We start from the raw sequence: 23,744 nt of genomic DNA, 5'->3' as shown, positions 1-23,744 counted from the left end.
GCCGGCTCGCCGGAACCGGGGCTCGGCTGCGTGCGCGCAGGGTCATCGTCGAGCGGGGCGCGGCGGCAGCTCCCGCACATCCGTGAACCGGCAGCTCGGCCTGCCGTGACCGATTGCGGAGGGCCTTCAACTCCATGAGCGGAAGGCCATATAGGGTCAAACACGCACGAAAATGATCAGGGGAATCATCGTGACCGCACGTTCCATCCCCTGATCGGCCAGTCGCATGACAGGAGAGACGATGACCTATCCCCCGCCTGATCCCGGGCCGGGGCTGTATCCCCCGCAAGGGCCCGGACACCTCCCTCCGCAGGGGCCTTACCAGCAGCCTCCCCAATACCCCGGGGCCGGGCCGTACCCGCAGCCGCCCCAGCACCCCGCGACTGGACACCTTCCCCCGCAACCCCCCGGGCCCTACCAGCAGCCTCCTCCGCTCGCCGGGGGCGGGCCGTACGCGCAGCCGCCTCAGCCCTACGCCCCCGGGTCCTACCAGCAGCCTCCCCAGGGACCCCAGGGACCCCAGGGACCCCAGGGACCCCAGGGACCCCAGGGACCGCAGGCACCCCAGGCGCCCAAGCGCGGGGCCGGTCGCGTCATCCTCGGCGTCGTCGTCGTGGGCGTCGGCCTGCTGGCCATGCTGGGCGGCGGCGGGATCATCGCCAAGGCGGTCTCCAACAGCAAACAGGTCATCCAGAACAAGCAGTACTCCAAGGACCTGTGGCGCAACGTGCCGGTGGAGAAGCTGTTCCCCGCCTCACTCGGCCTGAACTCCTCTCCGGACAGCCCGGACGAGCACGGGTGGACCAGGGTCGCGATCTCCCCCCAGGTCTCGTGTAAGACGGCGCTGTCGGGCGAGGTGGCCAAGGTGGCGGCCGAGCGCGGCTGTGTGGCGGCGCTGCGGGCCACCTATCTCGACGACACCGGAGGGACGGCCGCCACCGTCGCCATCGTCGCCTTCGGCGATGACGACGCCAGGAAGGGCCTCGAAGAGGTCATCGACAAGGCCCAGGACAAGCCGGATCACGTGGTGCACGCCCTCGCGGCCCCCGGCGTCCGGTGGAACGACTCCGCACGCGCCGGGGACGGGGGCCAGCCGATCATGGACTACTACACCCCCTACTTCGTGATCGTCACCGCGGGCCCGGTGGACGGCCGGCGGCCGGGCCGGCTGCCCCGGCCCTGGGGAGACGGGGCAGTGAAGCAGGAACGAGACCGCTCACCGTGGGCGGAGGCCTCCAGGGGACTGGCCTACAGCCTGGCCGACCGGCTGGGAGCGGAGAGCAGGAAGGGAAACAAATGATCCGCAAGACGGCCTGCGCGGCGCTGCTCGCCGCCGGACTGGTCGTGGGCACGGCCACCCCGGGCCTGACCGACGCACCCCACGGCTGGGAGCAGAGAGCCATGAAGGTGCCCTCGGCCCAGCAGCTCACGCAGGGAAAGGGCGTCACGGTCGCGGTCCTCGACACCGGGGTCATAAAGGACCACCCGGAGTTCAAGGGAAGGGTCAGCTCCGGCCCGGACTTCATCGGCGGCGGCGCCCGTCCCGGACAGTCGTACTGGGGAGCACACGGCACCGCCATGACCTCCAGCGTCCTGCACGTCGCGCCGCAGGCCCGGGTGCTGTCGGTCCGGGTCCTGTGGGACCGCGAGGACCCCGCCCGCAAGCGGGCGGAGCAGGCCGCCAAGACCGGTGACATCGAGGCCGCCAAACAGAGCCAGAAGGCAGGCGACGCGATCGCCAAGGGCATCCGCTACGCCGTCGACAAGGGGGCCAAGGTCATCTCCATGTCCCTGGGCACCGACGAATGGTCGTGGGGCGGGTACGAGGGGGAGACGGCCGCAGCCGTCGGCTACGCCCTCGGCAAGGGAGTCGTGCTGCTGGCCAGCGCGGGCAACGGAGGAGGGGAGGACCGCTACGACCCCGAGGCCAACAACGTCGTCTCCTACCCGGCCGCCTACCCCGGGGTGATCGGGGTCGCGGCGCTGGGCACCGACGGCTTCAGGGCCGGGTTCTCCCAGGTGCACACCTACAACACGATCGCCGCACCGGGCGTGGACATCTACGCCGCCAGGAACACCGGCGGCTACAAGGCGGGTGACGGCACGTCGCCGGCGTGCGCCCTGGCCGCAGGGGCGGTGGCGCTGATGCTGTCGGTCAATCCGGACCTGACGCCCGGGCAGGTGCGCGACATCCTGGTCAAGACCGCCCAGCAGCCGCCGGCGGGCTACACCGTCTTCCTCGGCTTCGGGGTGGTCGACGCCGCGGCGGCGGTGAAGGCCGCGATGGCGGCGAAACCCGCCAAGATCACGGCTGTGCCGTACAAGGGGAAGCAGTACTTCGGCAACGGGCCGGTCGACTCGGCCAGCACCAACGCGCCGATCGACTCCACCTACCTGACGGTGGGCGGCGCCGGCCTCGGCGTCGGCCTGCTGTGCCTGGTGGGGGCGTTCTTCCTGCTGCGCCGGCCACGCGTGCGGCGGCGGGCCGCCCACGGCTGATCGTCGCCCCCGCCGGGGCGAGGTGGAGCCTTCCCGCTTCGCGGAGCCGGCCGGGAAGGCTCCGTGAGGTGGGGGAGCGGAGCGGCCGACGATACCCCTTAGGGTGTAAAGAGATAGCTCGGTCGGGTCGGCTCGCGCCAGAGGGAGTCACGGATGGTCGTCTTTGCCGGACAGGGCGACGCGCGCCGTTCGATGGACCTGCTGTGGGGCGACGCGGGGTCCGGGGAAACGCGGACCGGTCCGGGACCCAAGCCCGGGCTGAGCGTGGACATGATCGTGGAGGCGGGGATCGCCGTCGCCGACGCGCAGGGGATGGCGGCGCTGTCCATGCGCGCGGTGGGCGAAAAACTGGGACGTACGGCCATGGCCCTCTACACCTACGTTCCCGGCAAGAGCGAGCTGGTCGACCTGATGTACGACCGGGCCCTGGCCGAGCTGCCCACCGCCTACCGGCGGGCGACGGGCTGGCGGGCGGCTCTGACGTCCTGGGCGCAGGACCACTGGGCGTTCTACCTGCGGCATCCGTGGGTTCTGCAGGTCTCGCAGGTGCGGCCGGTGCTGGGGCCCAACGAGTATGTGGTGCTCGACACGGTGGTGCGGATTCTGCGCACCACCGGGCTGGAGGCCGGAGTGCTGCGGCGCATCGTCGGAGCGCTGTTCCATTTCGTACGCGGGTCGGCGCAGACGATCACCGAGGCACGGCAGGCCGCGACGGCGACCGGGGTGTCGGACGAGGAGTGGTGGTTCGCCCGTTCGGCACTGCTGACGGAGGTCGCACCAGACTTCGCCGAGCGGTTTCCGATGGTGACCTGGCTTGAGAGCGCCGGGGCGCCCCCGCCCGCCGAGCAGGGCGTGCCCTACCTGGAGCGGGAGGCGAGGGAGACCTTCAAAGCCGGGCTCGCGGTCCTGCTGGACGGGATCGAGGCGGCGATGAGCAGGGCCGGGGCCTCGGGGGCCTGACCGCAGGCCGGTTTCGGCCCGGCTTCGTGGACCGGGCCGACACCATCTCGCCCGGCGCCGTCTCCGACCTCGGTCCGTCAGCGGGCGAGGAGCTCTCGAAGAGCCTTGGCGACGTCGGCGGGGGCTTCTTCGGCCATGAAGTGGCCGCAGGTGACGGTGGCGTGCCGCAGGTCCGGCGCCCAGGCGCTCCACAAGGCGGCCGCGTCGAAGCCGAGGGCGGCGCCCCAGTCCTGCTGGAGAACGGTGACCGGCACCGGCAGCCGGTTGCCGGCCTCCCGGTCGGCCCGGTCGTGGTCGACGTCGATGCCGGCGGAGGCGCGGTAGTCGGCCACGATCGAGGGCACCGCGTCGCGGCAGGCATCCAGGTAGGCGGTGCGGACATCGTCGGGGAAGGCGTCCGGGTCGTTGGTCCAGATGTCGAGGAAGTGACCGAAGAAGGCGTCCGAACTGGCGGCGATCATCCGCTCGGGCAGGCCGGGGGACTGGGCCATCAGGTAGAGGTGGAAGCCGACGGCGGCGGTGACGCCGTGCATCACCTCCCACATGTCCAGGGTCGGCAGCACGTCGAGGCAGGCCAGATGGGTGATCGTCTCGGGGTGGTCGAGCGCGGCGCGGAAGGCGACCAGGGCGCCGCGGTCGTGTCCGGCCAGCGCGAAGCGCTCGTGTCCCAGCGCGCGGGCGAGGGTGAGGACGTCGGCGGCCATGGTGCGCTTGGCGTAGGTGGCGCCGTCGGTCGCGGCGGGTTTGTCGCTGGCACCGTAGCCGCGCAGGTCGGGGCAGATCACGGTGTGGTCGGCCGCAAGGTCGGCGGCGACGTGGCGCCACATCAGGTGGGTCTGCGGGAAGCCGTGCAGCAGCATGATCGGACTGCCGGAGCCTGCGACGGCCGCGTTCAGGGACACACCGTCCGCGACGGGGACGCGATGGTAGGTGAAGCCGGGGATGGCGGGTGCCATGATTTCTTCCTTCTCCGTGGGTGAGCAGATGCCTTGAAGCCTGCCGGGCGCGGATGAGCATCGAATGAGCGCGGAACGAGCGCGGAACGAGCGCGCTAACGTGACCGGGGACGATGTCCCCGAAAAGGTCGAAAAGGTCGGAAAGGATGGTCAGGGGTGCGGGTCGGGTTCGGGGTGCTGGGGCCGGTGGCGGCCTGGGACGGCGCCGGGGACGCGATCGCGTTGAAGGGGCCGCGGCACCGCGCGGTGCTGGCCCGGCTGATCGCCGCCCGCCGCCGCGTCGTCCCGGTCACCCTCCTGGTCGAGGACCTGTGGGTGGATCCTGCGCCGGGCGCGGTGGGCGCGGTGCGCACCTTCGTGGCCGCGCTGCGCCGCGCGCTGGAACCGCAGCGCCCGCCCCGTCATCCGGCCCGGCTGCTGGTCACCGAGGGGCCGGGGTATGCGCTGCGCGCGGAACCGGACGCGGTGGACGCCTGGCGGTTCGAGCGGGCGGTGGCCGCCGCCGCGACGCTGCCGCCGGCAGATGCGCTCGCGAGACTGCAGGAGGCGCTGGGGTGGTGGCGCGGGCCCGCCTATGCCGAGTTCGCCGAGGAGGCCTGGGCGCGTGCGGAACGCTCCCGGCTGGGCGAGCTGCGGCTGCACGCCGTCGAGCGCCGAGCCGAGGCCCGGCTGTCTCTGGGACTCGCCGCCGAGGCGGTGCCGGATCTGGACGCGCACGTGGTCGAGCACCCCTGGCGCGAGGACGCCTGGCGGCTGCTGGCCCTCGCGCTGTATCGCGCCGGCCGCCAGGGCGACGCGCTGGCGGTGCTACGCCGGGCACGAACGCTCCTCATCGAACAGCTGGGGGTGGATCCGGGACCGGGACTGCGCCGCCTGGAGGCGGACATCCTCGACCACGCCCGCCACCTCGACCCCGCATCCGGGGCGCCCGGGGCGGCGGAGCGGGTGTGGGCGCAGGCCACCGCCGCCTATGACCGCACCGTGGCATCCGGTGCCCGGGCCCGGCTGGAGTCGACGGTGGGCCTGCTGCGCAACCTCGCGGTGACCGGAGGCGGCGGCCTGCAGGCCGCCCGAGAGCACCGCGTGGCGGCCATTACGGCGGCCGAAGAATCGGGCGACGCGGAGCTGACCGCCCGCGTGTCGGCGCCTACGACGTCCCGGCGATCTGGACCCGTGCCGACGACCCGCGGCAGGCCGCGCATGTCGTCGCGGCGGCCGAGCGCACCCTGGCCGCCCTGCCGCCGGGTGCGCACCCGGCGGCGCGGGCCCGCCTGCTGGCCACGATCGCCCTGGAGTCACGCGGCACCCGCTCGGCGCGCGGACCCCAGGCCGCTCGGCAGGCGGAGCGGATCGCCCGCCGCCTGGACGACCCCACCCTGCTGGCGTTCGCCCTCAACAGCGTGTTCATGCAGACCTTCCACCGCGCGGGTCTGGCTCCGCGCCGGGACGCGATCGGCGCCGAGCTGGTCGCCCTGTCCGCCCGGCACGGCCTGGCCACCTACGAGGTGCTCGGACACCTCATCCGGCTCCAGGCCCGCGGCGCGCTCACGGACTTCCCCGGAGCCGACGGGCACGCCTCCGCAGCCGACCGCCTGGCCGAGCGCCACGAGCTGCCACTGGTGGGTGTCTTCACCCGGTGGTACCGGGCGCTGCGGCTCGCCGCGGCCGGCCGGGCGCCGGTGGCCGAGGTGGAGGCCGCCTACCGGGACGCCGCGGCCCGATCGGACGGTGCCGGCATGCCCGGACTGGAGCACGGGCTGCTGCCGCTCGCCCTGCTGTGCCTGCGCCTGCGGCACGCGCAGCCCGTCGAGGCCGACGAGCGCACCGACTGGGGACCCTACGAGCCATGGGCCCGCCCCTTGGTGCTGCTGGCCCGAGATCGCCGCGACGAGGTCACGGACGAGGTCACGGCGGCGCTGCGCCGGTTGCCGGACCCGCCCCGCGACCTGCTGCTGGAGGCCCTGTGGTGTCTCGCCGCGCGAGCGGCGATCGCCGTCGGCGACCGGGAGACGATGGAACGCGCCCGCAAGGAGCTCCTCCCTGCGGCGGCGGAGCTGGCCGGGGCGGGCAGCGGCCTGCTCACCCTGGGCCCGGTCTCCGAGCACCTCGACGACCTCGCCGCCGCCCTGCGGCATCCTCGCTGAGCAGGTCCACGCCTTCTGCCCGGGACGCTCGGTGCAGGGGTGCCCTGGATCTGCTGCACGCGCTGATGGCCACGAGACGCCGGCGAAAGCCGAGCGGCTGGGCAACGAGATGAAGCCGGCCTGCCAGTGGGACCGGCGGAGGTCCCAGCGGCGATCAGGTCTGATGCGGTGTCGTGTCAGCGGCCGTGTCAGCACGGCAACGGCCCGGTATCAGAGCGGTCGGCGACGGTGGATGCCATGAACGGTTCAGCGATTGCGGCCTCAAGGCTGGGTGAGATCCACTCGGGCGACCCGACCTGAGCGATCCAGACCCCTGTCATCAACAGGACCGCATTCCACCAGCCGTCCGTTCACTTGATCCGTTCACTTGAATTTCGGATTTGAAGGAGCACACAACCATGTCCATCACCCTGACCGACCAGGACAAGCGCACCCTGCGCATCGCCGCGTGGGGCGCCGTCTCACTGATGTCCGCCGCTGGTGCCGCCGACTCGGCCCACAAGGTCGCCACCCACGGCTCCATCGCCCTGACCTCCGCGACCGGTCTGGTCGGGCACGTGCTCACCAAGGCGCCCAAGGGCGTGAAGTACGGCAAGTCCGTAGCCGAACTCGCCGATCACGTGCTGCCGGCCCTGACGGCGGCCATGAGCCTGCTCAAGACGCAGGCTCCGGCCGAGGCCGACAACTTCCGCAGCACCGTCGTCGTCGCCATCGAAGCAGCCGCCCGGACCCACCAGGGCGAGCCCAGCCCCACCCTGGCCGACATGATCCGCAAGATCACCGCAGCCCTCGATGCCGCTTGATGAGATGTCACGGAGGCCTCTCCGGACCCCCGTGATGCGGCGGCGTGCAGGGTCAGGGGTCGAGCCCTTCCAAGGCGGCCAAGCCGGCTCGCTCACCTGACCGGACACGTCGTCGGCAGCATGATCCAGACGTTGGTCAGCGTCGGGCTGGTCACCGGCGTGGCGCTGCTGATCGGGTTCCGGCCCAACGCCACGGTCCTCGAGTGATTCGCCGCGGTCGGCGTCCTGGCCATGGTCGCCTTCGCGCTGATCCGGCTGCCGGTCGGCGTTCCTGCGCGCTGATGTTGATCGTTTTTGCCGGGAGATCGCTGACTTGGCGCCTGCGGTACGGCTGCGCCGGTTGGCGGAGCTGCGCGCGATGCTGGACGAGGTGACCGGCGCGGCGCTGATCGCGGCGATGGCGGACGCGCGAGGTGAGGGATGGGGCCTGCGCAAGATCGGCACGAGCGCCGGGATCTCGCATGAGCAGGCGCGCCGGCTGCTGGCCGAGGACCGTCCAGCCCGGGAGCAACCGGCGCGCTGAACAAGAGGGGGCTACTCGGCGGGCGGGGGCGTGCGCAACGGCCGCAGCTGCCCGTCGCGGACCAGTTCCGGCAGGGAGAAACTGTAGCGGCCCAGCATATTGAAATGCTCAAAGCCCAGAGGTGAGAGTCGGGCGATGTCGGCGGCAGAAATTCTCTTACCCTCGGCTCGCATTTCTTCCCGAGCACGAGCCGTATAGATCGTGTTCCGCATAATGCAGATGTTGGTCATAAATCCCAAAGCGCCGAGTTGATCCTCCTGACCTTCTTTGTACTTCTGCCGGAGTTCGCCTTTTTGGCCGTGGAAGATTTTGCGGGCCAGGGTGTGGCGGGATTCTTGCCGGTTAAGTTGGGTGTTGACCCGGCGGCGCAGCAGCTCGTCGTCGTAGTAGCTGACCAGCCACCCGCAGCAGATCGTCCCAGGAGTCGTTGATCAGCTTGATGTTGACCCGGCTGCGGACCAGGGCGTCGATGGATCCGTAGTGGGCGGCCGGGTCGGTGCGGAACAGGGTGGCGCTGCCGACGTCGGCCAGGCGCGGGGAGAACTGCCAGCCCAGCAGCCGGAAGATGCCGAACGCGATTTCGGAGGCGCCCGCGGTGTCGGAGGTGATCTCGGTGGGCTTCAGCGACGTTTCCTGATCCAGGAGCCCTTCCAGAATGTAGTACCAATCTTTGGGGGTGCCGGGAATGACGATGCCGTGAAAGCCGGTGAACTGATCTGAGGTGAAATTATAGTAAGTGACGCCCTTGGCTCCCTTTCCCTTTCCAAAATATTTGGTGTTGGGGCCGGCGTTGATGGTTTTGATCGGGACGACGAACCGCAGACCGTCGGCGGAGGCGAGAAAACGCGCTCGGCGACCTTCACCCGCCGGCTCGCCTGCAACACGGCGCGCAGCCTGTCGGCCGGCAGTGGCGCGGCGGGGGGCTGGAGGATGCGCTCGACCGGCACGTCGGGGTCGGCGAGGTAGATCTGGGTGTAGGCAGAACGTCTCCTCGCGACCCACGCCGTCCTCCTGAACGGGTGCGATGCGATGTTCAGCCCGCGTAGCAGGTGAGGTTGGCGGCGGGCAGGGTGCCGTCGCGGAAATAGGTGTTCACCGCGTTCTGCACGCAGGCGTTCGGCAGGCGGCCGAAGATGCCATGCATGCGCACGTCCTGAAGGGTGACCAGGCGGGAGGCGGACATCGCCCGGTTCAGGTTCACGCCTTCCTGGTAGACGGTACGGGTGTCGCGGGTGGCCTGGACGATCAGGGCGGGAACGTCGTTGCGCACGATGGTCCTGGGTTCGCGGGGCGGCGCCCAGAACGCGCACGCCGTGATGTTGTTCGCGTACGGCCCGAACACCGGCTGGTCGGCCCGGCTGCGCTGGATGTCGCGCCAGTACGCTTCCGGATCGCGGGGTACGGCGGCGTCGCCGCAGATGACGGCCGCCTGGCCGGACAGGTCCCGCGGCCGGCCCGTCAGCGTGAAGCGCAGTTCGTCGTCGAGGTCCTTGCTCGGCTGGACCGGTTTGCCCTCGGCCGCGTCGGCGATCTGCCGTACCCGTGCGGCCAGGTGGGCGTTGTAGCGGGCATCGGGCAGCAGCGTGAACAGCGTCATGGGCAGGAAACGTTCGTCGAGGTGGTGTTCACCGATGCGGATCGGCGTCGTGGCCGCCTGCCTGATCAGGCCCTCGACGCGGGCTCGCACCTGCCGCCCGGTCGCGCCGAGGTGGTATTCGGCGTCGCGGGTGGCGGTCCAGGTCGCCCACTCGTCAAGCGCGGCTTCGTTGAGCGGCGCGCTGTTCCTGATCGAGCCGGCCATGTAGGCGTCCGGATCGATCGCACTGTCCAGGACGATCCGGTCGCTGCGATGCGGGAACATCTGGGTGAAGACCGCGCCGAGGTAGGTGCCGTAGGACATGCCGAAATAGGAGACCTTCCTCTCGCCCAGGGTGGCGCGGATGACGTCCATGTCCCGCGCGGTGTTGCGGGTGGTGATGTGGCTGATTCTGTCGCCTTCCTCCCGTGCGCAACGGCGCGCGAGATCGGCTTGAGTTCGTACGGCGTCGCGGAAGTCCGCCCTGTTCAGGCCGGCTGACCAGAGCATGTGGCCGATGGGCCACGCGCAGTCGATCGCCGCGCTGCGCCCGACGCCTCGTGGGTCCATGCCGATCAGGTCATAACGGGAGGAGACCTCGGGGGTCATCGCCCCTTTGATGTAGAGCATGAAGTGCAGGCCCGCGCCGCCGGGCCCGCCGGGGTTGGACAGCATGATCCCGCGCCGGTGCTCGGTGTCAGCGGCCTTGAGCCGGGAGATCGCCACCTTGATCGTGCGGCCCTGCGGCTTGGAGTAGTCCAGCGGCACCGTGACCTCGGCGCATTGGGCGCCCGCCTGGTCCAGCATGGCGTCCCCGCAGGCCGTCCACTCGACGTCCTGCTCGTAAAAGCGGCTTGGGGTGGCCTCGGCGCCGGCGACCCCGGTCCCGGCCAGCCCCCCGGCTCCCACCGCCAGCGCGGCGAGCACAGCAGATACCCGTTTCATTCATCGTCCTCAGATAGGGGTTATTCCGGGCACGCCTCCGCTCCGGTTCGATCGGCGGGCGCACCACAGAGGGAATGCAAGCAACCGTAGTTGACTAATTTGATTGCAGTCAACCTCGGTTGCTTATCCCGAAAGGGTGCCGGCGGGCCGCCGCAGGCACATCTGGGCGAGGGGCGCCCGGGCGAGATGACCTCCCTCGCCGGGGCCTGGAACGCCGACAGGGGAGAGTTCCGAGGATCACGGGCTTCGACTCGCCGGTGCAGCGTCTTGATTCGAGGGGCTGGATGCTTGCGATCGCCCCCATTAAGCAACTCATGTTGACCAATTCCATATTAGTCAACTAGAGTTGCTTGCATGTCCAGTGCTGAGACTCCCGTTCCTCAAGAGCCCGCTGATGCGCTGGCGGCTGTGGCGGCGTTGAGGCGCCTGGCCGACCAGATAGAGGACTCCGCCGTCGAGCAGGCCATGCGCGGGGGCTGGAGCTGGCCGCAGGTCGCCGAGGCGCTCGGCGTGACGCGCCAAGCGGTCCACAAGAAGCACGCCAAGCGGCTCATCGCCGCCGGCGTCACGCTCAGGAGGCGTTGACGATGCCCGCCATCGACCACTACATCAACACGATCATCGACCAGGGGGCACACGAAGCCCACACCGACGGATCGGCGACGATCGAGGCACACCATCTCCTGCTGGCGATCGCCGCCGAGCGGGAAACCACCACTCATCAGGCCCTTGCATCGGCCGGGCTCGATCATCGAGCGATCCGCGACGCGCTGGACCGGGAGTTCGAGCACAGCCTGAACGCGGCCGGCGTCTCTCGTGCCGCCTTCGACCTCCCGCGGCCGAGCAGCGCCCCTGAGCTTCCTTCGCAACTGGGGGCGTCGGCCAAACTCGCGCTCGAACGAGGCTTCGCCTCCATCGCCCGCAAGAAAGATCTGCGGCCTGCGCATCTGCTGCTCGGGATCCTGCAGGCTCAGGTCGGCACCGTGCCGCGCGCGCTCGCCCTGGCAGGTATCGACCAAGCCGATCTGCAGGCGCGCGTCCAGCGAACGCTCACCAACGCGGGCGAGTAACCCGGCAGGCGCGGCTGAGGCCGTTCTCTTCCCCGCGGCCAGGCCTCGCAATGGCCGCCTGCACAGCGATGCGCGGCGAGTCCTTCGAACGCGGGCCGCGATGCGTCGCGCGTTCGGCCGGTTCCAGCTGCGCCGAGCCGGACAGCGCAAATCCGCCCCGGCAAGGCTTCGCGAGAACCCTCCCGGGCCCTTTCACCACTACTTTCAGGCGCCCACAAACGCAAGGCGTGAACCACAGGAAAGGCGAGACGATGACGACGAGCGAAGTCGTGCTCGATGTCGACGGCCTGCGCATGCGCTACGGCACGACCGACGTCCTGCATGACGTGAACTTCCAGGCGCGGCAAGGAGAAGTGCTGTGCCTGCTCGGGCCGAACGGCGCGGGAAAGACCACCACGATCGAGATCATGGAGGGTTTCCGGATGCGGTCGGCCGGCCGGGTCGAGGTGCTCGGCACCGATCCGGCCCACGGTGATGAGCATTGGCGGGCACGGGTGGGGATTGTCCTGCAGTCCTGGCGTGACCATGGCAGGTGGCGGGTGCGTGAACTACTGGAGCATCTCGGTTTGTATTACGCCGCCTACTCCACCAAGTCGATCGAACGACCGTGGAAGGCGAAGCAGCTCGTCGCGGCTGTCGGCCTGACCGATCAAGCGGACAAGAAAGTCAGGATGCTCTCCGGCGGGCAGCGGCGCCGGCTGGATGTGGCGATCGGCTTGGTGGGCCGCCCGGAGCTGGTGTTCCTTGACGAGCCCACCGCCGGGCTGGATCCGGTGGCCCGGCGTGGTTTTCACGAACTCATCGAAGGGCTCGCCGACGCGGGCGAGACCACGATTCTGCTCACCACTCACGATCTGGCCGAAGCCGAGAAGCTCGCCGACCGCATCCTGGTCCTCGACGGAGGGCAGATCATCGCGGACGGCACAGCGGTGGAACTCGCGCGGCAGATCGCCGGCGAGGACGAGGTGCGCTGGACTCGTGACGGACAGAGCTTCCGGCAGTCGACCACCGAGTCGACCCGGCTGGTTTTCGAATTGTTCAAGCAGCACGGCGAGACGATCGAGAACCTCGAGGTCCGCCGGGCTTCGCTGGAGGACACCTATCTTTCCCTGGTGCACCAGGCGGAATCCGGCACGAGCAAGGCAGCCGAGACGAACAAGGCGAAAGAAGCGGCCCGATGAATCCGACAGCGATGGCATGGCGCGCGGGCTGGTCCCGCGGCCTGATCGAGCTGCGGCAGTCGCTCACCAACGGCGGGGATCTGTTCAACCACTTCTTCTGGCCCGGCCTCATGTTGATCACCACGTTCTTCCTGCGAGAGGTGTCCTTCGGGCAGAGCGGATTCTCCCTCGGCACCCTGGCACTGCCGAGCATTCTCGGGATGAACGCCGCGATGTCCATGGTCAGCATGAGCCAGCAGCTCACCGCCGACCGGGAAGATGGGACCCTGCTGCGGGCGAAGGCGACGCCGAACGGAATGGTCGGCTACCTGCTCGGCAAGATCGTCTCGGTGTCCGGTGGTCTGCTCGTCGACCTTGCGATCTTTCTGATTCCCGGCATGTTCATCATTTCCGGCCTGGCGATCGGCGACCCGGGCTCCTGGCTGACCCTGAGCTGGGTGCTGGCGCTGGGGCTGGTGGCGACCCTGCCGATCGGCGCGGTGCTGGGCTCGGTGTTCGTCAGCGTACGCAGCCAAGGGCTGCTCACGCTGCCGATCCTCGGCATGATCGCGATCTCCGGAATCTTCTACCCGATCACGGTGCTGCCGGAGTGGGTGCAAGGGATCGCTCAGGCCTTCCCGATCTACTGGCTCGGCCTCGGCATGCGCTCGGCCCTGCTGCCCGACAGCGCGGTCGCCGTCGAGATCGGCGAATCCTGGCGGCACCTGGAGACCATCGGGGTGCTCGGGGTCTGGGCCGTGCTCGGCCTGCTCCTTGCGCCGATCGTCCTGCGCCGGATGGCGCGCCGGGAGTCCGGTTCCAGCGTGGCCGAGCGCCGCGAGAAGGCCCTGCAGCGGATCGGGTAAGGCGAACGGACCCGTCCTGCGAAACACCCTCAATTCGGAATGAGTAGACAGCAGTGCTGACGCTGCCGTTTCACGCCTGGAAGGAATCCCTATGGTTAACCCCCCTCCTACCGTGACGGGGCTGCCCATGACACGCGCCCTGCCGGCTGCCCCTTCGATCCCCCCGAAGAGCTGACAGCGCTGCGCGAGCGGCAGCCGATCAGCCGGATGGCCTACCCTGACGGGCACATGGGCTGGCTGGCAACCAGCCATGCGCTGATCCGCACGATACTGGCCGACCCCCGTTTCAGCTCACGGCATGAGCTCATGCACAACCCCGCTTCCCGGACCGGTCATCCCCGAGATACCTCCGGCGCCACCCGGTATGTTCATCGGGCTCGACCCGCCCGAGCACACCCGCTACCGCAAGCTCCTCACCGGCACGTTCACCGCGCGCCGGATACGCCTGCTCACCGAGCGCGTTGAGCAGATCACCGCCGAGCATCTGGACGCAATGGAACGGCACGGGCCGCCGGTGGACTTGGTGACGGCGTTCGCGCTGCCCATTCCCACGCTGCTCATCTGCGAGCTGCTCGGCGTGCCCTACGCTGAGCGCGAGTCCTTCCAGCAGTACGCGATCGCGGTGAACGACAACGACACCGCGCCCGAGGAGCGATACGGCGCCATGATGGGGCTGGGGGAGTTATCTGCACGAACTGGTTCTGGCCAGACGTGCCGAGCCCACCGGCGATCTGCTCAGCGACCTGACCACCGGCGGCCTGACCGAAGCGGCGCTCGCCCTGGCCCGCCAGATCAAGGCGCACGCCCCGCACTGCCGGGTCATCCTGACCGTGTATGAGATGAAACGCCTGGGCCGCGATGCCGCCGAACTCACCGCGCTGGCCGACCACCTCACCACGCACGGCTTGGTGCTGGAGATGCTCGCCGGGCCGCTGGCCGGGATCTACGATCCGTCGGGGCCGGGCCGGATGCTGTTCGCCTTCTTCGCCGCGATGGCCGAGACCGAACGCGAAGCCATCCGCGAGTCCACCCTGGAGGGCCTGGACGCCGCCGCCCGCAAGGGTAAGCACGGCGGCCGCCCCCCGGTGATCCTCGACGACATGCTGCACACCCTGCTGCGCCGCAAGGCCGCCGGGAACGCGTCAAGGACATCCGCCGAGACCTGATCATCCCCACCGGGAAGCGCAAAGGCGAGAACCCGTCCCTGGCCAGCATCTACCGGGCCCTCGCCGAACATGAGAAGACCCAGGCCTATCCCGAAGCCGTCGAGGCGGCCCACGCCGACTTCGCCCTCCTGCAAGGCGAAGACATCCCCCGCCCGGCCCGCATCCAACGCCCGGGCCAGGCGCTGACGGCGGAGGAGACCGAACTTCGCCAGCGCCTGCAGAGCCGACCTCACCCGAAGGCAGAGCTCCGGTAGCGCACACGATCAGTCCTGGCGCTGTCAGCTGATCAAGGCCCGCAGAAGTCGCTCGCGCTGCTGCTCCGGTCAGCGTGCCAACACGCCGCTTCTCCGCCACCCCGCAGGTGGCCATCAACGCCGCGACCCTGGCCGGCCCGCAAGACCTGAACCACCCGTGTCCTGCCCGCTGCGCCCGAACCCCTCCGCCACACTCACCGCACCGGAGGCCACCTCCGCCAACAGCGCACGACGCGCCGTACGCGCCTCGGCCGCCTTCACCAACGCCATCGCACGCTGCTCCACCGTCATCACCGGCAGGACCATCAGGCACCTCTGCTGTAGAGATCGGCTGGTCAGTGACTTCCGTCAGAGATCACGACAGAGCCGCCGCCGATCATCATCCCGCACAGCGTCAACAAATGTGATGCCAAACCCGGTTCATCGTTCCGCTCCTACTGGCGGGCCGGTACCAGCCGTCCACGCCGATCATCGAGACCCTGCGGGCCTGCTGATGGGCACCCCAATCGGCAACAGCGCGTGGATCGTCGCCGCCTGGTGCGCAGGGATCGCCCTGGTCGGCTACCTCTGGTCACGGACCCTGTACCGCCGGGCCCCGTCGAGGTAACCGCATCGCCCCATCAAGCCCTTCCGTGCCGATCATCGAGCCTCGCTCGGCAAACGGGCCGGCTCCCCGGCTGGAGCCGAGCGGCACGACGGCCTGCCCCACCACACCCGGATGGCAACGTTGACGTCGGAGACGCCATGATGGCGTCACACACCCTCATGAGGTGCATCTACGGCCACCACGGAAGGCACTCGACCGAACCGGATAGTTGAGCGGCTGCTGGGTGACCGCCACTCCCCGCCGCTGTCCATCGCGCTGCATCTTGTCCTCTCGGGCTTCGGCGGCGTCGACGTCGTACTCGTCTGTCAGGAGCCGGACCGCGGCGGCGGCCTTGGTGCCCGGGGGTACGGGCGGCCTTGGCGTCGGCTTCGTTCACATTCGGCTTCGGGCAGGCCCGCCCCTCGGTCCGGCTTGGCGCCGAGCCGGATAGTCACACTTCACCGGCGTGTTCCAGGAAGGCACGGACCTCCTCGGCCTCCGGAACATCGAGCTCCCGGTAAAGGCCGAGAGCCAGCCGCCCATGCTCACAAGCCTGCTCCGAGTGCCCGAGTGCGAGGTGGGCGCGCGCCAGCCCATCGTGAGCACGCGCCTGCTCCGGCCGGTTGCGCGTCAGGTCGGCGAGCGCGAGCGCGGCCGTGTGCTCTTCGACGGCCCGAGCCGGGTCGCCCGCCGCCTCGGCCAGCCCGTTGAGTGCGGCCGCCTCGTCGGTGGTGTTGCCGAGCCTGCGGTAGAGAGCCGCGGCCTGCTCGTGACGGGTGCGTGCCTGAGCGAGCTCGCCTTGATGCCGGAGGACGACGCCGAGGTGGTTGAGGATCACCGCCTCTCCGGCCGGGTTTCCGACCTTGCGGTGGAGCACCAGTGCCAGGTCGAGATGGCGCCGGGCCTCCTCCGGACGGTCGGCACGGTCGAGGACGAGGGCGAGGATGCCGAGCACGTGGGCCTCGCCCCAGGTGTCGGCGCCGATCCGGGTGAGGTCGAGCGCCTGCTTGAGGTACTGCTCCGCCTGCGTGTCCTGCCGGCGGCGCAGGGCCACGTTGCCCAGGGTGAGCAGGGCCCGAGCCCGTTCGTAGGCGACCTCGCACGCGTCGAGCGCCTGGTGAGCGTGCTCCTGTGCTCGCTCGTACTCCCCGAGCCGCCAGTAGGTCCACGCCAGGTCGGTGAGCGCTCGCGCCTCGAACTCGCGGTGGCCGAGCTTGCGGCTGCGCTGGAGCGACAGGGTGTGCAGGGTGATCGCGTCGTCGTGGTGCGCCTGCCGGTCGAGGTAGGTGCGCATCGCCAGGGCCAGCATGCCCAGGCAGATCTCGGGGCCGTGGACGGCGGTCGCGATGATGTTGGAGCGTTCGGCGTCGAGCCAGGTGATCGCCTCCGCGGCGTGGCGGATGGACGCGATCGGGACGGCCGGCTGGGGGATGCCCTCCCGCTGGCCGAGGCTGTCCGGGAAGAGCCGGTCCATCGCCGCGCGGGAACGGTGCAGGTAGTAGGTGAGCAGCCGCAGGAGGGCGCCGTCGTCCTCGGCGATCGAGCGCGCGTGCTCGCGGAGCAGGTCGTGGAAGGTGTATCGGCCCGGTTCGAGCTGCAGGAGCATGTGGGCGTCGAGGAGGCCTTCGAGGAGATCGTCCGCCTCCTCCTGTGAGATCCCCGCCAGCGCGGCCGCGCCGTACGGGTCGATGTCGCGTCCGGGCACCAGCCCGAGCAGGCGGAACATGCGCTGCTCGGCCTCATGGAGTTGCTCGTAGGAGAGGGCGAAGGCCGCCGACACCCCGTCCAGGAGCCGGCGATGGTCCCGCAGCCGGCCCGCCAGGTAGGACACGCTCCAGCGCGGGCGGTGCTGGAGGCGGGCGGCCGAGATCCGGATGGCGAGCGGGAGGTGCCCGCACAGCTGCAGCACTTCGCGTACGGCGTCCCGCTCGTGGTGAGCGCGTTCGCCCACGATCCGCTCGAACAACTCGGCGGCGTCCTGTTCGCCCAGCACGTCGACCGACAGCGCGTGGGTGCCGTCCAGGCCGACGAGCCGCCGCCTGCTGGTGATCAGGACGAGGGCGTCGGAGTGCCCCGGCAGCAGGGGGCGCACGTGCTCGGCGTCGAAGGCATTGTCCAGTACGGCGAGCACGCGGCGATCGGCCAGCTCGGCGCGCCAGAGGGCGCTCCGCTCGACCAGCGTGACCGGGATACGCTCGGCGGGCACCCCGAGCTGGCGGAGGAGGGCCTCCAGCGCGGCAGCGGCGTCGATCGGCTCCCGGCCTGCGGTGTGGGCCTGCAGGTCGATGAAGAGCCGGCCGTCCGGATAGCGGGCGGCCAGCCGGTGGGCCACGTGGACGGCGAGCGTGGTCTTGCCGATCCCGGCCATGCCGTCGATCGTGACGACCGCCGACCCGTGGTGCTCGCCCACGAGCCGCTCCAACTCGGCGGTCCGTCCGGAGAAATCGGGGATGTCGTAGGGCAGGAAGCTGGAGCGACGCGGCGGGCCGGAAACGACCGGCGCCGCGTCGGCCAGGCGCAACGCCGGATCATCCGCCAGGACCGCCCGCTCAAGCTCGGTGAAGGCGCGCCCGGGATCCAGCCCCTGCTCGTCCGCGAGAGCCGTACGGTAGGAACGCGCCGCGGCGAGGGCGTCGGCCTGCCGCCCCGCCCGGTGCAGGGCCAGGACGAGGTGGCCGTTGAGCTTCTCGCGGAGCGGGTCGGCGGTCACCTGGGCGGCGAGCTCGTCGAGCAGATCGCCGTGCCGTCCGGCGGCGAGCTCGTCCTCCACCAGGCGCTCGTATGCCGACAGCCGCCGGTCGTTCCAGAGCTCCCGGACGCCGGTGACGTAATGCGCGTGCACGTCCTCCAGAGCCTCGCCGCTCCACAGATCCAGGGCCTTGCGCAGCTCACCTGCGGCTGCCAGCTCGGTGAACTCCTGCGTGTCGACCTGCCCGGGCTCCGGCTGCGCGACGTAACCGCCGGCACGCGTCTGGAGGAGCCGTACGGCTCCCGCACCACGCAGCACCTTGCGGATCGCGGTGATCGAGGCATGGATCTGCGATCGGGCGGTGTCGGGCCGGTCGTAGCCCCACATCGCGTCGATCAGCCGCTCGATGCTGATCACCCGGCCGGCGTTGAGCAAGAGGTAGGCCAGCACAGCCCGGTGACGTGGGGCGATGCCCGTCAGCGGCGCACCGTCGACGATCATCTGGACGGAGCCGAGAAGGGTGAAGCGCAGCATCGTCCCCCCATCACCATCGCATCGTGCGCGCATAGCGAATGTATCAATCCGGGCAGCCATTCTGATCTCACACGAACCGAGACGAAGGAAACACGATGGAAGCCCGGATGAAGAACCCCGCCACGGTCATCCCCACCGCGATGAAGCCGATCATGGAGCTGATGAAGGCGGCTCAGTCGCAGGGTCTCCCTCAGGAGCTCATGGAGATGATCCACCTGCGGGTCAGCCAGATCAACGGCTGTAGCTTCTGCGTGGACGCCGGCCTGAAGAACCTGCGCAAGCTCGGTGAGAGCGACGAGCGCGTCGGCCTGGTCGCCGCCTGGCGCGAGGCCCCGTACTACACCGACACCGAGCGGGCCGCGCTGGAGCTGGCCGAGGCCTCGACCCGGCTGGCCGACCGCGCCGACGCCGTCTCCGACGAGGTCTGGAACAACGCCGCCGACCACTTCGACGAGCAGCAGCTGGCCTCGATCCTGCTGATGACCGCCGTCACCAACCTCTTCAACCGCCTGAACGCCCCGATCCGGCAGGTCGCCGGCAGCTGGTAAGCCCCGGCCCCCACGCACAGAAACAGAAACAGAAGGAGACACCGACATGTCCGTCATCCGCTCGCACCGCTACTCCGTCGCTGACGCCGACCTGGAGGAGTTCCTGGCCCGCCGGAGCTCGCTGATCGCGACCGTCCGGAAGGGGCACCCCGGGCTCACCCACGTCGTGCTGATCCAGCTCGAGGACGGCACCTACACCGACACCTGGCACTGGGAGACCGCCGAGCAGCTGGGCGCCGCGCTCGCCGCCCTCCCCACCTTCCCGGAGGCGCCGCTGACCATGGCCCTCACCAAGGACGCCACCGCCCTGAACGGTCAGGTCGTCGACGAGCACTGATCACGCCGGGTGACAGCCGCCGGTGACCGGGTTCTCACCGCCAGAGACATCGGCAGAGACCAAGAAGATCGGGGGAGCCCCCGATCGCCGGCCCCACAGTCCTTTGCCCAGCGTGGTGAGCCCGCCGGCCGGCGCGAGCGACAGCACTGTCAGCCGGGCCGGCTTTTCCGGCACCCGCTGCGCGCGTGCTTTGCCGATCACGGAGCCTGCCGCGATCCCGGCCGCGACCAGCAGGCAGACCGGCGCGGTGAGCCGGGGCAGGCCCTGGCCGTTCGGTTGTTCAGTAGGTGGAGTGAGACGGGCCGTCGAACCGGACCTTCGTGATCATCGGGTTGTCTCACTTGGTCTGAGTGCAGCCGGCGGCATTCGTCTTGCTGATTCTGCTTCACGAGGGCTGTCGCGTCCCGAACATAGCTTGTCAGGTATGCCCTGACAACCTAGAGTGGCGATCACCCTGTCAGGAGAATCCTGACGGTCGTCGGTTTGGGAGGATCACATGCCCGCCCCATCTCTGAACGACCAGGCAATCCACTGCTCCTTCTGCACGAAATCGAAGACCGACGTGGACAAGGTGATCGCCGGCCCTGGCGTCTACATCTGCAACGAGTGCGTGCAGTTGTGCATCGCCATCCTCGACACGGCGGCCGAATCCCCGACGGACACCGAGATCCCCTGGCCGGACAGCATGACCGACGAGCAGATCCTCGAGTTCCTGCCTCGTATCGCCACCGTGAGTGCCCAGGTCGACGCCAACCTCCAGGTCTGGGTGGACCGGCTGCGCGATCGGGGCGTCACCTGGGCCAGGATCGGCGCCGCCCTGGGCATGGCCCGGCAGTCGGCCTGGGAAAGGTTCTCCGGCGAGGAATGAGGGCCCCGACCTGGCCGGGCTCTACCGAACTGCACTCGGCAGATCGGCTGAGACGATCGGCCGGGCCGGAGCAGATTCACTGAGACACGACACCGGACTCTGGACTTACTCGTCTAGTAGTACTTCGTTAGGTTTGTTCGGGCGGGTGATTTTCTGGCCGGGTCGGGCCGGGAATATCGCAGCTGAGCAACGTCAGCGCGGGTGGCACCCCGTCCCAGCCGGCCGCCCCTGCGGCCCGGGCCATCGCGTGCGTGCGGGCCGCGACCCCGGCCGGACGCACGGCCTGGACCCGAAACCGAGAGCGCATCGCACCCTTGGAGCCTCTGCGCCAGGTCACCCGCCGGTAGCTCTTGCGCCCCGTCTGGGCGGTCAGGTCCCTCCCCGTGATCATCAACGCGCTCCGGGCCGTGGACGTGTTCGCCCCCAACACGGCCGAGGCCCGTCGGCTCACCAGATGCGACGAGCTCGACGACGCCCTGTCCCGTCTCGCCGAGCTCACCCCGACCGTAGTGATCAAAAACGGATCGCGGGGAGCGCTCGCCGCCGCCTCCGCCCGACGCGAGGCCGCCACTGCACCTCCCGTGACGCCTCCGCCATACGGCGGTTCGCCCGGGTCGAGATCGAGGGAGTACTGGAGTCCACACTGTCGATCGTGGTCACCTATGACCCGGATCGGGGCGGCCCCGCCGTTCTCGGCCGCCACGCCATCGCCGACGCGGGCCTGTACTCGGTGTGCCTGGCCATCCAGAATCTCTGGCTGGCCGCCACCGCCGAGAATCTCGGTGTCGGTTGGGTGTCGTTCTACCGCGAGCCGTTCCTGAACGACCTTCTCGCCATCCCCGCGCCAATCCGCCCCGTCGCGTGGCTGTGCGTGGGACCGGTGACCCACCTGGAGACCGTCCCCGACGCGGATGACCGGCGATCCGGCCGTCCGGAAACGCGTCGCGTCACGCCGGTGTGATCACGGTTGAGATGGCTCGCCCACCTCGACGGCCGGCTGTGAGACGGTGACGCGACGCGTTCTCAGCATGCGCCGGTGGCGGACGTGTCCGGGCCCGTGTCGCCAAGGGAGACGAGCAGGCGGCGCAGGAGCACGGTGATCTGGTCGCGGTCGGCGGAGCTCAGGCCGTCCAGGAGCCGCCGCTCGCTGGCGACGTGATGCTCGACGAGCCTGTTGACCAGGCTCAGCCCTTGATCGGTGAGGGAGATCAGGACGCGGCGCCGGTGGGCCGGATCGACGGCGCGGTCGACCAGGCCCCTTTTCTCGAGCCGGTCGATGCGGTTGGTCAGGGCGGCCGAGCTGACCATCGCCGCCGTGCTGAGTTCGCCGGCGTTGAGGACGTGGGGCGGCCCGGAGCGCAGCAGGGTGGCCAGCACATCGAACTCCCAGGGCTCGATGCCGTACACGGAGAAGTGGTCCCTGATGGCACGTTCGAGGAGGCGGGAGACCCGGGACAGCCGACCGATGATCTCCATCGGTGAGCAGTCCAGATCGGGACGCGCCGTCTGCCACTGGCTGATGATCACGTCCACTCCGTCGTGGGGTTCGTCGGTCGTCATCGTGAGTCCTGTCCTGAGCTGTCCTGAGCGTGGGCTTCGCACAGAGGCTAACACTTAGACATCGAAGGATTTGACTCTTGCAAACACCATGGTTTAAATTTTCGACATCGAAATTTTCGAGGGAGACTTTGATGAAGATCTTGCTTATCGGTGCCGGCGGTTACCTCGGCTCGGCGGTTGCGGACCACCTGGACGAGGCCGGACACCAGATCGTCGAACTGACCCGCGCCACCGACGACCGCCCGGAGAACGGGCGTGAACAGCGTGTCGGCGACCTGACCGATCCGCGTTCGCTCACCCAGGCGGTGACCCCCGACATAGACGCTGTGATCAACATGGCGACGCCCACCGGAGACGCCGAGACTGACGCCGCTGCGATCGCCGCGCTGACGGATCCGCTGCGCGGCACCGGGCGGGCTTTCGTCTACACCAGCGGTGTCTGGGTGCTGGGAGCCACCGGGCCCGGCCCCGTTGACGAGAACACCCCTGCCAACCCCATCCCGATCGTGGGATACCGGCCGACGATCGAGCGCCAGGTGCTCGACACCGCCGAGAGCGGTGTGCGCGCCCTGGTGATCCGCCCGGGCATCGTGCACGGCCGGGGTGGCGGCATTCCCGCTCTCCTGGTGAACCTGGCCCGCGAACACGCGGCGCCGAGGTTCGTCGGGGAAGAGGCGGTGCGCTGGCCCATGGTGCACGTCGACGACCTCGCCGACCTGTTCGTCGCCGCAGTGGAGCGGGCGCCCGCCGGGTCGCTCTGGCACGGTGTGACCGAGACCGCGGTCGCCGTCCACGACCTCGCTTCCGCGGCCGGACGCGCCGCCGGTGTCCAGGCGGAACCGCAGGGCTGGCCGCTCGACCAGGCGCGTGAGGCGCTCGGCGCCCTGTTCGCCGACGCCCTCGCCCTCGACCAGAGCGTCAGCGGCGACGCCGCACGCGACAAGCTCGGCTGGCGTCCCCAGCGCGACGGCGCGATCGCCGACCTCGTCGAAGGCTCCTACCGGTAGGACGACGGCACCACCCCCGGATCAGCACCACGACAACGCTTGACCATGAGGAGAAGGCAATGAGCATCCAGGTTTTCGGCACCACCGACGCGTAGCAGGCCGAGGTCGACGCGATCGTCCAGTTCGTCGCCGACGTCGAGCACGCCCAGCAGAACGAACTGCCCGCTGCGTTCATGAGCCTGTTCCGCACCCAGGACCCCGTCTGGACCACCGGCCACGGCAAGCGTCTGTCGGGCTGGGGGAGTGGAAGATCGCCGCCGCGCAGAACACCCAGGTCGTGAACCTGTAAGCGAAGAAGGCCAGACCCGCCGGGCATGGGCGGCGAGACGGGAAGGTCCAAAGCCGGGGTCGAGATCTCGGAAGTACAGCCTGGAGACGACTTCCGAGATCGGCTGATCTCGGAAGTCGGGGCGGTGCTCAACCCTATGTGCGAGCTGCCGTCTGCCCAGGCCGGCGTCTTCAAGACCCACCCATGGCCGGTATCACCCGTATCTCGGCTGGACCCGACAGGTCGGCGAGCTCGGCCGGGTGGGCCCGGATGGACGCGGCGGTCAGCGCGTCGATCTCCTCGCCGTGGTGGGCGGCGAAGGCGACCAGGTTTCCGCGGTAGGCGCGCCGGGTGTGGGGGGAGGCGCCGGTATCGGCCAGGTCGGTGAGAAAGTCGGTTGCCAGTCTCACCGCCCCGTGGCGGAG

Annotated in this window: 24 protein-coding genes and 2 pseudogenes; 17 read left to right on the top strand and 9 right to left on the bottom strand. The window is 69.7% G+C overall.

The features are described from left to right. Nucleotides 1–241 precede the first annotated feature (241 nt). From ACQPYK_RS26260 to ACQPYK_RS26250, 3 genes are all read left to right on the top strand, one after another. The gene (locus ACQPYK_RS26260) at nucleotides 242–1,300 is read left to right on the top strand and encodes a hypothetical protein (RefSeq protein ID WP_433235959.1); all 1,059 of its coding nucleotides are present in this window, start codon (nucleotides 242–244) and stop codon (nucleotides 1,298–1,300) included. After that, a complete protein-coding gene (locus ACQPYK_RS26255; RefSeq protein ID WP_433235956.1) occupies nucleotides 1,297–2,499 on the top strand; it encodes a S8 family peptidase in 1,203 nt (400 codons plus the stop codon). The genes ACQPYK_RS26260 and ACQPYK_RS26255 overlap by 4 nt, the downstream gene beginning before the upstream one ends. A 153-nt stretch (nucleotides 2,500–2,652) precedes the next feature. Beyond that, a complete protein-coding gene (locus ACQPYK_RS26250; protein WP_433235953.1) occupies nucleotides 2,653–3,459 on the top strand; it encodes a TetR/AcrR family transcriptional regulator C-terminal domain-containing protein in 807 nt (268 codons plus the stop codon). 77 nt (nucleotides 3,460–3,536) lie between these two features. Here ACQPYK_RS26250 and ACQPYK_RS26245 read toward each other — a convergent pair whose 3' ends face one another. Further along, the gene (locus ACQPYK_RS26245; RefSeq protein ID WP_433235950.1) at nucleotides 3,537–4,415 is read right to left on the bottom strand and encodes an alpha/beta fold hydrolase; all 879 of its coding nucleotides are present in this window, start codon (nucleotides 4,413–4,415) and stop codon (nucleotides 3,537–3,539) included. Between the two features lie 156 nt (nucleotides 4,416–4,571). Here ACQPYK_RS26245 and ACQPYK_RS26240 point away from each other — a divergent pair. From ACQPYK_RS26240 to ACQPYK_RS26230, 3 genes and pseudogenes are all read left to right on the top strand, one after another. After that, nucleotides 4,572–6,559 (top strand): annotated as a pseudogene (locus ACQPYK_RS26240) (BTAD domain-containing putative transcriptional regulator). A gap of 398 nt (nucleotides 6,560–6,957) precedes the next feature. Continuing rightward, nucleotides 6,958–7,362, top strand: coding sequence for a hypothetical protein (locus ACQPYK_RS26235; protein WP_433235947.1), 405 nt, complete (start codon nucleotides 6,958–6,960; stop codon nucleotides 7,360–7,362). A gap of 313 nt (nucleotides 7,363–7,675) precedes the next feature. Beyond that, the gene (locus ACQPYK_RS26230) at nucleotides 7,676–7,885 is read left to right on the top strand and encodes a hypothetical protein (protein ID WP_433235944.1); all 210 of its coding nucleotides are present in this window, start codon (nucleotides 7,676–7,678) and stop codon (nucleotides 7,883–7,885) included. An 11-nt stretch (nucleotides 7,886–7,896) separates the two neighbouring features. Here ACQPYK_RS26230 and ACQPYK_RS26225 read toward each other — a convergent pair. Together ACQPYK_RS26225 and ACQPYK_RS26220 are read right to left on the bottom strand one after the other, a co-directional pair. After that, nucleotides 7,897–8,887, bottom strand: a pseudogene (locus tag ACQPYK_RS26225) (Tn3 family transposase). A gap of 31 nt (nucleotides 8,888–8,918) precedes the next feature. After that, nucleotides 8,919–10,406 (bottom strand): alpha/beta fold hydrolase, encoded by a 1,488-nt coding sequence (locus ACQPYK_RS26220; protein ID WP_433235941.1) that lies wholly within the window; start codon nucleotides 10,404–10,406, stop codon nucleotides 8,919–8,921. A 354-nt stretch (nucleotides 10,407–10,760) separates the two neighbouring features. Here ACQPYK_RS26220 and ACQPYK_RS26215 point away from each other — a divergent pair, with 354 nt between their 5' ends. The 6 genes from ACQPYK_RS26215 to ACQPYK_RS26190 all read left to right on the top strand — a co-directional run bounded on the left by ACQPYK_RS26215 (nucleotide 10,761) and on the right by ACQPYK_RS26190 (nucleotide 14,668). Continuing rightward, nucleotides 10,761–10,991, top strand: a complete 231-nt coding sequence (locus tag ACQPYK_RS26215) for a hypothetical protein (RefSeq protein WP_433235938.1) — start codon at nucleotides 10,761–10,763, stop codon at nucleotides 10,989–10,991. A gap of 2 nt (nucleotides 10,992–10,993) precedes the next feature. Continuing rightward, nucleotides 10,994–11,476, top strand: coding sequence for a Clp protease N-terminal domain-containing protein (locus ACQPYK_RS26210; RefSeq protein WP_433235935.1), 483 nt, complete (start codon nucleotides 10,994–10,996; stop codon nucleotides 11,474–11,476). Nucleotides 11,477–11,727: 251 nt separating this feature from the next. Continuing rightward, nucleotides 11,728–12,657 (top strand): ABC transporter ATP-binding protein, encoded by a 930-nt coding sequence (locus ACQPYK_RS26205; RefSeq protein WP_433258914.1) that lies wholly within the window; start codon nucleotides 11,728–11,730, stop codon nucleotides 12,655–12,657. Continuing rightward, a complete protein-coding gene (locus ACQPYK_RS26200) occupies nucleotides 12,654–13,502 on the top strand; it encodes an ABC transporter permease (protein WP_433235932.1) in 849 nt (282 codons plus the stop codon). Before ACQPYK_RS26205 ends, ACQPYK_RS26200 begins: the two co-directional genes overlap by 4 nt. Nucleotides 13,503–13,800: 298 nt before the next feature. Next, the gene (locus ACQPYK_RS26195; protein WP_433235929.1) at nucleotides 13,801–14,340 is read left to right on the top strand and encodes a hypothetical protein; all 540 of its coding nucleotides are present in this window, start codon (nucleotides 13,801–13,803) and stop codon (nucleotides 14,338–14,340) included. Further along, on the top strand, nucleotides 14,234–14,668 hold the full coding sequence (locus ACQPYK_RS26190; protein WP_433258913.1) for a recombinase family protein: 435 nt from the start codon (nucleotides 14,234–14,236) through the stop codon (nucleotides 14,666–14,668). Before ACQPYK_RS26195 ends, ACQPYK_RS26190 begins: the two co-directional genes overlap by 107 nt. Nucleotides 14,669–15,959: 1,291 nt before the next feature. Here ACQPYK_RS26190 and ACQPYK_RS26185 read toward each other — a convergent pair. Then, the gene (locus ACQPYK_RS26185) at nucleotides 15,960–18,731 is read right to left on the bottom strand and encodes a BTAD domain-containing putative transcriptional regulator (protein WP_433235926.1); all 2,772 of its coding nucleotides are present in this window, start codon (nucleotides 18,729–18,731) and stop codon (nucleotides 15,960–15,962) included. 95 nt (nucleotides 18,732–18,826) lie between these two features. Between ACQPYK_RS26185 and ACQPYK_RS26180 the strand changes: the two genes are divergently transcribed. Both ACQPYK_RS26180 and ACQPYK_RS26175 read left to right on the top strand, forming a co-directional pair. After that, the gene (locus ACQPYK_RS26180) at nucleotides 18,827–19,279 is read left to right on the top strand and encodes a carboxymuconolactone decarboxylase family protein (RefSeq protein ID WP_433235923.1); all 453 of its coding nucleotides are present in this window, start codon (nucleotides 18,827–18,829) and stop codon (nucleotides 19,277–19,279) included. 46 nt (nucleotides 19,280–19,325) lie between these two features. Then, the gene (locus ACQPYK_RS26175; RefSeq protein WP_433235920.1) at nucleotides 19,326–19,616 is read left to right on the top strand and encodes a hypothetical protein; all 291 of its coding nucleotides are present in this window, start codon (nucleotides 19,326–19,328) and stop codon (nucleotides 19,614–19,616) included. Here the strand turns inward: ACQPYK_RS26175 and ACQPYK_RS26170 are convergent, their stop codons facing one another. Further along, complete coding sequence (locus ACQPYK_RS26170) at nucleotides 19,617–19,817, bottom strand: hypothetical protein (protein WP_433235917.1); 201 nt, start codon at nucleotides 19,815–19,817, stop codon at nucleotides 19,617–19,619. It lies immediately after the preceding gene. Nucleotides 19,818–20,112: 295 nt separating this feature from the next. On the opposite strand from ACQPYK_RS26170, the gene ACQPYK_RS26165 reads away from it, so the two are divergent. Further along, a complete protein-coding gene (locus ACQPYK_RS26165) occupies nucleotides 20,113–20,484 on the top strand; it encodes a ClpX C4-type zinc finger protein (protein ID WP_433235914.1) in 372 nt (123 codons plus the stop codon). Nucleotides 20,485–20,611: 127 nt separating this feature from the next. Here ACQPYK_RS26165 and ACQPYK_RS26160 read toward each other — a convergent pair whose 3' ends face one another. Further along, the gene (locus tag ACQPYK_RS26160) at nucleotides 20,612–20,875 is read right to left on the bottom strand and encodes a hypothetical protein (protein ID WP_433235911.1); all 264 of its coding nucleotides are present in this window, start codon (nucleotides 20,873–20,875) and stop codon (nucleotides 20,612–20,614) included. Nucleotides 20,876–21,136: 261 nt separating this feature from the next. Between ACQPYK_RS26160 and ACQPYK_RS26155 the strand changes: the two genes are divergently transcribed. Continuing rightward, a complete protein-coding gene (locus ACQPYK_RS26155) occupies nucleotides 21,137–21,445 on the top strand; it encodes a nitroreductase family protein (protein WP_433235908.1) in 309 nt (102 codons plus the stop codon). A gap of 62 nt (nucleotides 21,446–21,507) precedes the next feature. Here the strand turns inward: ACQPYK_RS26155 and ACQPYK_RS26150 are convergent, their stop codons facing one another. Next, nucleotides 21,508–22,044, bottom strand: coding sequence for a MarR family winged helix-turn-helix transcriptional regulator (locus ACQPYK_RS26150; protein WP_433235905.1), 537 nt, complete (start codon nucleotides 22,042–22,044; stop codon nucleotides 21,508–21,510). A gap of 131 nt (nucleotides 22,045–22,175) precedes the next feature. On the opposite strand from ACQPYK_RS26150, the gene ACQPYK_RS26145 reads away from it, so the two are divergent. Then, nucleotides 22,176–23,051 (top strand): NAD-dependent epimerase/dehydratase family protein, encoded by an 876-nt coding sequence (locus tag ACQPYK_RS26145; protein WP_433235902.1) that lies wholly within the window; start codon nucleotides 22,176–22,178, stop codon nucleotides 23,049–23,051. Here the strand turns inward: ACQPYK_RS26145 and ACQPYK_RS26140 are convergent. Together ACQPYK_RS26140 and ACQPYK_RS26135 are read right to left on the bottom strand one after the other, a co-directional pair. Further along, on the bottom strand, nucleotides 23,042–23,269 hold the full coding sequence (locus tag ACQPYK_RS26140; protein WP_433235900.1) for a hypothetical protein: 228 nt from the start codon (nucleotides 23,267–23,269) through the stop codon (nucleotides 23,042–23,044). The genes ACQPYK_RS26145 and ACQPYK_RS26140 overlap by 10 nt on opposite strands. Nucleotides 23,270–23,510: 241 nt before the next feature. Further along, nucleotides 23,511–23,729: a site-specific integrase gene (locus ACQPYK_RS26135; protein ID WP_433235897.1), complete on the bottom strand. Its 219-nt coding sequence runs from the start codon at nucleotides 23,727–23,729 to the stop codon at nucleotides 23,511–23,513. Nucleotides 23,730–23,744: the final 15 nt, after the last annotated feature.

This window comes from Streptosporangium sp. CA-135522 (assembly GCF_050949235.1).
Taxonomy (GTDB): domain Bacteria; phylum Actinomycetota; class Actinomycetes; order Streptosporangiales; family Streptosporangiaceae; genus Streptosporangium.
Note: the sequence above shows the minus strand (reverse complement) of the source record. Positions and strands in the feature narration are given on the sequence as shown.

Excerpts from the sequence above, each read along its gene's own strand:
- ACQPYK_RS26245 (WP_433235950.1), bottom strand. The coding sequence starts at position 4,415 with ATGGCACCCGCCATCCCCGGCTTCACCTACCATCGCGTCCCCGTCGCG.
- ACQPYK_RS26260 (WP_433235959.1), top strand. The coding sequence starts at position 242 with ATGACCTATCCCCCGCCTGATCCCGGGCCGGGGCTGTATCCCCCGCAA.
- ACQPYK_RS26195 (WP_433235929.1), top strand. The coding sequence starts at position 13,801 with ATGAGCTCATGCACAACCCCGCTTCCCGGACCGGTCATCCCCGAGATA.
- ACQPYK_RS26150 (WP_433235905.1), bottom strand. The coding sequence starts at position 22,044 with ATGACGACCGACGAACCCCACGACGGAGTGGACGTGATCATCAGCCAG.
- ACQPYK_RS26250 (WP_433235953.1), top strand. The coding sequence starts at position 2,653 with ATGGTCGTCTTTGCCGGACAGGGCGACGCGCGCCGTTCGATGGACCTG.
- ACQPYK_RS26160 (WP_433235911.1), bottom strand. The coding sequence starts at position 20,875 with ATGATCACGGGGAGGGACCTGACCGCCCAGACGGGGCGCAAGAGCTAC.
- ACQPYK_RS26205 (WP_433258914.1), top strand. The coding sequence starts at position 11,728 with ATGACGACGAGCGAAGTCGTGCTCGATGTCGACGGCCTGCGCATGCGC.
- ACQPYK_RS26220 (WP_433235941.1), bottom strand. The coding sequence starts at position 10,406 with ATGAAACGGGTATCTGCTGTGCTCGCCGCGCTGGCGGTGGGAGCCGGG.
- ACQPYK_RS26145 (WP_433235902.1), top strand. The coding sequence starts at position 22,176 with ATGAAGATCTTGCTTATCGGTGCCGGCGGTTACCTCGGCTCGGCGGTT.
- ACQPYK_RS26255 (WP_433235956.1), top strand. The coding sequence starts at position 1,297 with ATGATCCGCAAGACGGCCTGCGCGGCGCTGCTCGCCGCCGGACTGGTC.
- ACQPYK_RS26200 (WP_433235932.1), top strand. The coding sequence starts at position 12,654 with ATGAATCCGACAGCGATGGCATGGCGCGCGGGCTGGTCCCGCGGCCTG.
- ACQPYK_RS26175 (WP_433235920.1), top strand. The coding sequence starts at position 19,326 with ATGTCCGTCATCCGCTCGCACCGCTACTCCGTCGCTGACGCCGACCTG.
- ACQPYK_RS26180 (WP_433235923.1), top strand. The coding sequence starts at position 18,827 with ATGGAAGCCCGGATGAAGAACCCCGCCACGGTCATCCCCACCGCGATG.
- ACQPYK_RS26215 (WP_433235938.1), top strand. The coding sequence starts at position 10,761 with ATGTCCAGTGCTGAGACTCCCGTTCCTCAAGAGCCCGCTGATGCGCTG.
- ACQPYK_RS26165 (WP_433235914.1), top strand. The coding sequence starts at position 20,113 with ATGCCCGCCCCATCTCTGAACGACCAGGCAATCCACTGCTCCTTCTGC.
- ACQPYK_RS26210 (WP_433235935.1), top strand. The coding sequence starts at position 10,994 with ATGCCCGCCATCGACCACTACATCAACACGATCATCGACCAGGGGGCA.
- ACQPYK_RS26235 (WP_433235947.1), top strand. The coding sequence starts at position 6,958 with ATGTCCATCACCCTGACCGACCAGGACAAGCGCACCCTGCGCATCGCC.
- ACQPYK_RS26185 (WP_433235926.1), bottom strand. The coding sequence starts at position 18,731 with ATGCTGCGCTTCACCCTTCTCGGCTCCGTCCAGATGATCGTCGACGGT.